At 78.1% G+C, this 6,809-nt stretch carries 3 protein-coding genes; all 3 read right to left on the bottom strand.

The genetic code is table 11. The features are described 5' to 3' along the window. Nucleotides 1-4,063: PE family protein (locus BST11_RS10045; protein WP_083137828.1), on the bottom strand; the 4,063-nt coding region annotated here is incomplete at its 3' end. 104 nt (nt 4,064-4,167) lie between these two features. Beyond that, entirely contained in the window at nt 4,168-5,682 is a 1,515-nt protein-coding gene (gene fadD17, locus BST11_RS10040) for a long-chain-fatty-acid--CoA ligase FadD17 (RefSeq protein WP_083137827.1), read from the bottom strand. Nucleotides 5,683-5,693: 11 nt separating this feature from the next. After that, on the bottom strand, nt 5,694-6,797 hold the full coding sequence (locus BST11_RS10035) for an acyl-CoA dehydrogenase family protein (protein WP_083137826.1): 1,104 nt from the start codon (nt 6,795-6,797) through the stop codon (nt 5,694-5,696). Nucleotides 6,798-6,809: the final 12 nt, after the last annotated feature.

The following is a 6,809-nucleotide window of genomic DNA, read 5'->3' as shown; positions in this document are numbered from 1 at the left end:
CACCCGCCCCGCCGGCGCCGCTGGTGCCGCCCTGGCCGCCCGAGCCGTCGCCGCCCTGGACGGCCCCGTCGCCGCCGTCGCCGCCGTCGCCGCCGGTTCCGCCGTCGCCCCCGGTGCCGCCCACACCGCCGGCTCCGCCGTTGCCCGAGGTTCCGCCGCCGAAGCCCTGGCCGCCGGCGCCGCCGGTGCCGCCGCCCCCGCCGACGCCGCCGATGGACCCCGTGCCCCCGTCGCCGCCGGCGCCGCCGTTGCCCGCGGTGCCGGTCGCGCCACCTTGGAGGGTGCCGCCGTTTCCGCCCGCGCCGCCGACGCCCCCGGTGGCGCCCTTGCCTCCCGCGCCGCCGGCCCCGGCGTCGCCGCCGGTGCCGCCGCTGCCGCCGTTGAGGCCGCCGTCTCCCGCGCGCCCCCCGTCTCCGCCCCTGCCGCCGGCGCCCGCGTTGACGGAGCCGTCGTTGCCGTTCCCGCCGTGGCCGCCGTCGCCGGCGGTGCCCGTGACGCCGGCGCCGACGATGTTGCCGCCGTTGCCGCCTTTGCCGCCGGCGGCGCCGCTACCGCCGGTGACGGGCTGCTGGTCGACGGTAGTGGTGCCGTTGGTGGCGTTGCCGCCCGCGCCGCCGTCACCGGCCGTGCTGCCCGCGGACCCGGCCGTGACGTTGCCGCCGGTGCCGCCGTTGCCGCCGGCCCCGAATTGTCCGCCCTCCCCACCGGTGCCGCCGTCACCGGCGTGGGCGACCCCGCTGGTGCCGGATTCCGACGCGTTGCCTCCCGTGCCGCCGTTGCCGCCGGGGCCGCCGAAGATGCTGCCCTGGCCGCCGTCGCCTCCGCGACCGCCGGTGGCGGTGCCGTTGTTGGCGCTGTTGGTTCCGGCGCCGCCGGCGCCGCCGTCGCCACCCTGCTGGATCTGACTAGGGGGAGGCGGCCCGCTGGTCGGGCTGCCGGGCGTGCCCGGTCCGCCGGCGCCCCCGGTCGGGGTCGTGCCGTCCGGGCTGCCGGCGGTCCCCGTTGCGGCCTGTCCGACCGTGGTCGGGATCGGCGTGTTGACCGCGTCGGCGCCCTTGCCGCCGGCACCGCCCTTTCCGCCGTTGCCGCCGTCGCCGCCGGTGCCCCGCGCGCCGGTGTTGCCGGCCCCGCCAGGGGCCCCGCCGTTGCCGGGCGCGCCGCCGTTGCTGCCGTTGCCGCCGGCGCCGCCGGCGCCCGCGTTAGGGGTCGCCCCGAAGTTCGGGTCGACGGTATTGATGCCGTCGGAGCCCTTGGCGCCGGCCCCGCCGTCGGCGCCGTTGCCGCCGTTGCCGCCCGTGCCGCCGTTGCCGCCGCTGAGGCCGGCTCCGCCGGTGCCGCCATCCCCGCCGGCCCCCGCCTGGCCGGCGTCGCCACCCGCGCCGCCATTCCCGGCGGGTGGGACGGGAGTGGCCGTGCTGCCGCCCGCCGCGCCGGTGTTCCCGTCGCCGCCCTTGCCGGCGTTGCCGCCCCTGCCGCCCTGGCCGCCGTTGCCCGCGGGCGCGCCGGTGGCCCCGGTGCCGCCCTGGCCGCCGCCGCCGCCCTTTCCGGCGTCGCCGCCGGTCCCGCCGGCGCCGCCGGATCCGGGTGCCGCGGTGTTGTTGCCCTGCACGCCGGTGCCTCCCTTGCCGGCGGCCCCGCCATCGCCGCCGGCGCCGCCGGTGCCGCCGAGGCCGCCCTGACCGCCCGCGCCCGCGCCGCCGCCCTGGCCGCCCGCGCCGCCCTGACCGCCCTGCCCGCCGGTTCCGCCCTGGCCGCCGTCCGGCGCGGTCGTCACGCCGGCGCCCGGGGTGACACCGGCGCCGCCGTCGCCGGCCTTGCCGCCGCCGCCGGCCGCACCGCCCTGGCCGCCCTGGCCACCGACGCCGCCGACGCCGCCGGCGTTGCCTCCGTCGCCGCCCTTGCCGCCGCCTGCTCCGGCGCCGCCGGAACCACCCTGGCCGCCGGCGGGCGCCGCGGCCGTGCCCGCCACGCCGCCGCCGCCCTGGCCGCCCCCGCCGCCGGCGCCACCCTGGCCGCCGGCGCCGCCGTTGCCGCCGGTTCCGCCGTTGGCACCGGCGAGGCCGCCGTCGCCGCCGCGGCCGCCCTGGCCGCCGGCAACACCGTTGCCGCCGGACTGGCCGTCGGACGCGAGGTCGTCGGCGCCGGCGACGCCGCTGCCGCCCTGGCCGCCCGCGCCGCCGGCCGCCCCGTTTCCGCCGACGCCCTGGCTGCCCGCTGTGCCGCCGTTGGCGGCCCCTCCCGCGCCCGGCGCGCCGCCGTCGCCGCCCTTGCCGCCCTGGCCGCCGGCGGGGCTGTTGGTGCTGAGGTCGCCCGCGTGGCCGCCGGCGCCGCCGGCGGCGCCGTTGCCGCCGTTGCCGCCGGTTCCGCCGGTCCCGCCGGGGCCGCCCGCCTTCCCGCCGTGCCCGCCGGCGCCGCCGCCGCCGCCCGGGTCGCCGTCTCCGCCGGCGGCGTTGGGGGTGCCGGTGTTGTCGGTGCCGTTCAGGCCCGGGCTGCCGTTGCCGCCCTTGCCGCCGTTGCCGCCGTCGCCGCCGGCGCCCGCGCTGCCCGGGTTACCACCGCCACCGGGCCCGGCCGCGCCGCCGCCGCCGGGCGCGCCGCCCTGCCCGCCATCGCCGCCCCGGCCCCCGGTGTTGCTGTTGCCGCCGGCGTCGATCCCGTTGCTGCCGTTGCCGCCGTGGCCGCCCGCGCCGCCGGCGCCCCCGTTCCCGGCGACGCCGCCCGGGACGGCCGCCCCGCCCTGGCCACCGGTGCCGCCCTGGCCGCCCTGGAAGCCGGGATTGCCGGGGCTGCCGGCGCCGACAGCGGTGGCGCCGTCCACGCCGGTGCCGCCGGTGCCGCCGGTGCCACCCGTGCCGCCGGCGCCGACGCCACCGGGCAGGCCGGCGCTGCCGAGCAGCCCGGGCCCGCCGCCGGGGCCGCCGGCCCCGGCGCTGCCGCCGTTGCCGCCGTTGCCGCCGAGGCCCTGGCCGAGCACGGTGACGCCGTCACCCCCGGGGCCGCCGTGACCGCCGGTGCCGCCCTGGCCGCCGAGCCCGCCGGCCCCGCCGTGGCCGAACAGCACCGGGCCGGTGCCGCCGGCGCCGCCGTTGCCGCCGTTGCCGGCGTTGCCGCCGAGACCACCGACCACAGCGGGGTCCGACGAGTCGACGCCGGCCGCGCCGTCGCCGCCCTGGCCGCCGGCTCCGCCGTCGCCGCCGTTCATGAACCAACCGCCCGCGCCGCCGTTGCCGCCGTTGCCGCCGTCGCCGGCGGCGCCGCCACCGGTGCCGGGGCTGCCGATCCCGCCCGGTCCACCGGCCCCGCCGGCGCCGATCAGCAGCGCGCCGTTCCCGCCGTTGCCTCCGTTGCCTCCAGTCCCGCCGCCGGCCCCGCCCTGGCCGCCCGGGCCGCCGGCGCCGCCGCCACCGATCAGCCACGCGCTGTTGCCGCCGTTGCCGCCCGTCCCGCCGATGCCGCCGGCCGCGCCGGTACCGCCGATGCCGCCGGCGCCGCCCGCCCCGAACAGCCACCCGCCGTTGCCGCCGTTGCCGCCACGGGCGCCGCCGTCGCCGCCCGCGCCGCCCGCGCCGCCGCTGCCCCACAGCCCGGCCGACCCGCCGTTGCCGCCGGGCTGTCCCGGCAGGCCGGCCGCGCCGTTGCCGCCATTGCCGAACAACCACCCGCCGTCCCCGCCGTTGCCGCCCGCTGTCGTCGCGTTCGCGCCGTTGCCGATGATGGGCCGCGACAGCAGCGACTGCGCGGGCGCGGCGGCCGCGGTGATGAGCGACCGCAGGGGCGCGACGTTGGCCGCCTCGGCGGCCACGTAGGACCCCGCGCCCGCGCCGAGCGCCCGGACGAACTGGCTGTGGAAAGACGAGGCCTGGGCGGCGAGCGCCTGATAACCGCGGGCGTGTTGGGAGAACAGCGCGGCGATGGCCGCCGACACCTCGTCGCCTGCCGCGGTCATCACCGTCGTCGTGGTGGCCGCCGCCGCCGCGTTTCCGGCGGCGAGCGAGTCGCCGATGCGCCCGACATCGGCGGCCACCGAGGTCAACTGTTCCGGTGAGACAAGCAAGTACGCCACCATCGCTGCAATGAGTAGGACCGGATCGTATCTCGGCACCCGCAGCACATCCCGGGTTTCCGGCTAATACATCGAGATTGAGATCCCGGTGGGTACCGGTGGCGCTACCGGCGAATCGGCCACACCGGATCACCGCAGTCGACACCCTGGGCCGACAGCTGCCGCTTGAGCACCTTGAAGGTGACCGTCCGCGGCAGCTCCGCGCTGACCCGGACGTACGACGGCCACTGCTTGGGCCCCAGGTCGGGCTGCTCGGCCAGGAAGGCCCGGAACTTTCCGGGGTCGAACTCGGCACCGTCGGCCATGACCAACGCGGCCATCACCTGGTCGCCGACGACCGGGTCGGGCACCGCGTACACCGCCACCTCGGTGGCGTCGGGGTAGCGCAGCAGCACCCGCTCGATCGGGGCGGCGCCGAGGTTTTCGCCGTCGACGCGCATCCAATCGCCAAGGCGCCCGGCGAAATACGCGTAGCCGGCCTCGTCGCGGTAGGCGAGGTCGCCGCTGTGGTAGATGCCGCCGGCCATCCGCTCGGCCTCGGCGGCCTCGTCGTTGTAGTAGCCCTCGAAGCGGCCCGGTCCGGCGGTGTTCACCAGCTCGCCGACCACCCCCGCGGGGCACGGTTCGCCGGTGTCGGGGTCGACGATGTCGATGCCGTCCGGCAACGGCCCCAGCGCGCCGGGCGGGGTGTCGGGGGTCCGGGCGATCGCCACCCCGCCTTCGGTCGAGCCGAACCCGTCCTGCACGACGCAGCCGAACCTGCGGGCGAAGCGGTCGATGTCGTCCGGCACGCCCTCGTTGCCGTACACCGCGCGCAGCGGGTTGTCGGCGTCGTCGGGGCGTTCCGGGGTGGCCAGCACATACGACAGCGGCTTGCCCACGTAGTTCGCGTAGGTGGCGCCGTAGCGCCGGACGTCCTGCAAAAAGCCGGACGCGGAGAACTTGCGCCGCAACGCCATTGAACCGCGGCACGCCACGGCCACCGACCAGCCGACCAGCACGGCGTTGGAGTGGAACAACGGCATCGACACGTAGCAGACGTCGTCGCGGCCGAGGCCGAAACGCTGCGTCATCGTCACCCCGGCGATCGCCACCTTGCCGTGGCTGCACTTGACCGCCTTCGGCTCGCCGCTGGTGCCCGACGTGAAGATCAGCATGAACAGGTCCGCGGGCGATGCGGACCCAAAGCGCGGTTCCGCGTCGCGGTGTGCGGCCAGCTCGTCGGCCCAGGCGGCCGAGTCGACGTTCACGTGCTCGATATCGCCCAGTGGCGCAGCGGATTTCGAGTCGGCCAGCACCGCCTGGCAGTCGGCGTGGGCGATGTCCCGGGCCAGCGCGTCGCCGCGGCGCACCGGGTTGAGCCCCACCGGCACGATGCCGGACATCCCCGCGGCCACCAGCATCGCCGAGAAGAACGGGCTGTTCTCCAGCAGCACCCCGACGTGCGGCGGTTTGGCGGGGTCGAGGCGCTCGCGCAGGGCCGCCGCGATCGCGGCGCCGTGGCGAAGGTGATCGCGCCAGCTGGTGAACGAGTCTTCGAAATAGATGCCGCGGTCGTCGATCTCGGCCAGCGGCACCAGCAGATCGGTGACCGTGAGGTCGGTCGCGCCGCTAAGCATGATCGCCCGGGCTAGGCAGGGGTTTCCGCCAGTTCACGCCCGATCCGGCGCAGCTGCCCGGTCGCACCGCGCAGGGCGAACTCGATCTCCTTGGCGGCCAGGAAGTAGCGGTGCACGGGGTGATCGGTGTCGACCCCGACGCCGCCGTGCACATGGACGATGGTGTGCGCCACCCGGTGCCCGGCGTCGGCGGCCCAAAACCCCGCGCTGGCGACGTCGATCTCGGCGGGGATCTCCTCGGACACCCGCCAGGCCGCCTGGGTCAGCGTCAACCGCAATCCCTTGACGTCGATGTAACCGTCGGCCAGCCGCTGCGCCACCGCCTGGAAGCTGCCGATCGGGCGGTCGAACTGCTCACGGGTGCGGGCGTACTCGGCCGTCAACTGCAGGCCCCGCTCGAGCACCCCGAGCTGAAAGGCGCTGCGGCCCAGGGTGGCGAGCGTGTCGAGCCAGGTGGCGACGGCGCCGCCGGCGCCACCGACCTTTCGCCCGGCGTCCACCGTCGTGCCCTCCAGCGCCAGGTGCCCCACGCTGCCCAGGCCGGTGGTTTTCAGCGCGGTCACCGCGACCCCGGGGTCGTCGGTGGCGATCAGGAAAACGGCCGTGCCGGAATCGGTTTCGGCGGGAACAAGGAACGCGTCGGCGACCGGACCGAAGCCGACCTGGGTGCGGGTCCCGGTCAGGCGGTAGCCGTCCCCGGCCTTGGCGGCCCGCACCGGCCCCTCGCCCATCTCCCCGTCGAGCGCGACGGTCAGGACCTTCTCGCCCCGCACCGCGGGCGCGCCCCAGCCCTGCTGCAGTTCCTCGGAGCCGAACCGGGCCAGCGCCCCGGCGGCCAGCACCACCGACTCCAGGTAGGGCACCGCGGCCAGCTGGTGGCCCAGCGCGACCAGCACGGCCACCTGTTCGAGGACGCCGAAGCCGTCGCCGCCCAGCGATGCCGGGGCCGCGCTGGTCAGGATGTCGGAATCGACCAGCTTGCCCCACAGCGCCCGGTCGAACCGGTGGTCGAGCCCGTCCAGCTCGCGGTGGTGCTCCGGGGTGCACACCGAGTCGACGATGGTGTCGACCAGGCCGCCGAGGTCCTGTGCGGCTTCCGTGGTGGTGAAGTCCATGAATTCTCGTCC

The sequence above is a fragment of the Mycobacterium alsense genome (genome assembly GCF_002086635.1).
Lineage (GTDB): Bacteria > Actinomycetota > Actinomycetes > Mycobacteriales > Mycobacteriaceae > Mycobacterium > Mycobacterium alsense.
This window is presented reverse-complemented; position numbering and strand designations above follow the sequence as displayed.

Excerpts from the sequence above, each read along its gene's own strand:
- fadD17 (WP_083137827.1), bottom strand. The coding sequence starts at position 5,682 with ATGCTTAGCGGCGCGACCGACCTCACGGTCACCGATCTGCTGGTGCCG.
- BST11_RS10035 (WP_083137826.1), bottom strand. The coding sequence starts at position 6,797 with ATGGACTTCACCACCACGGAAGCCGCACAGGACCTCGGCGGCCTGGTC.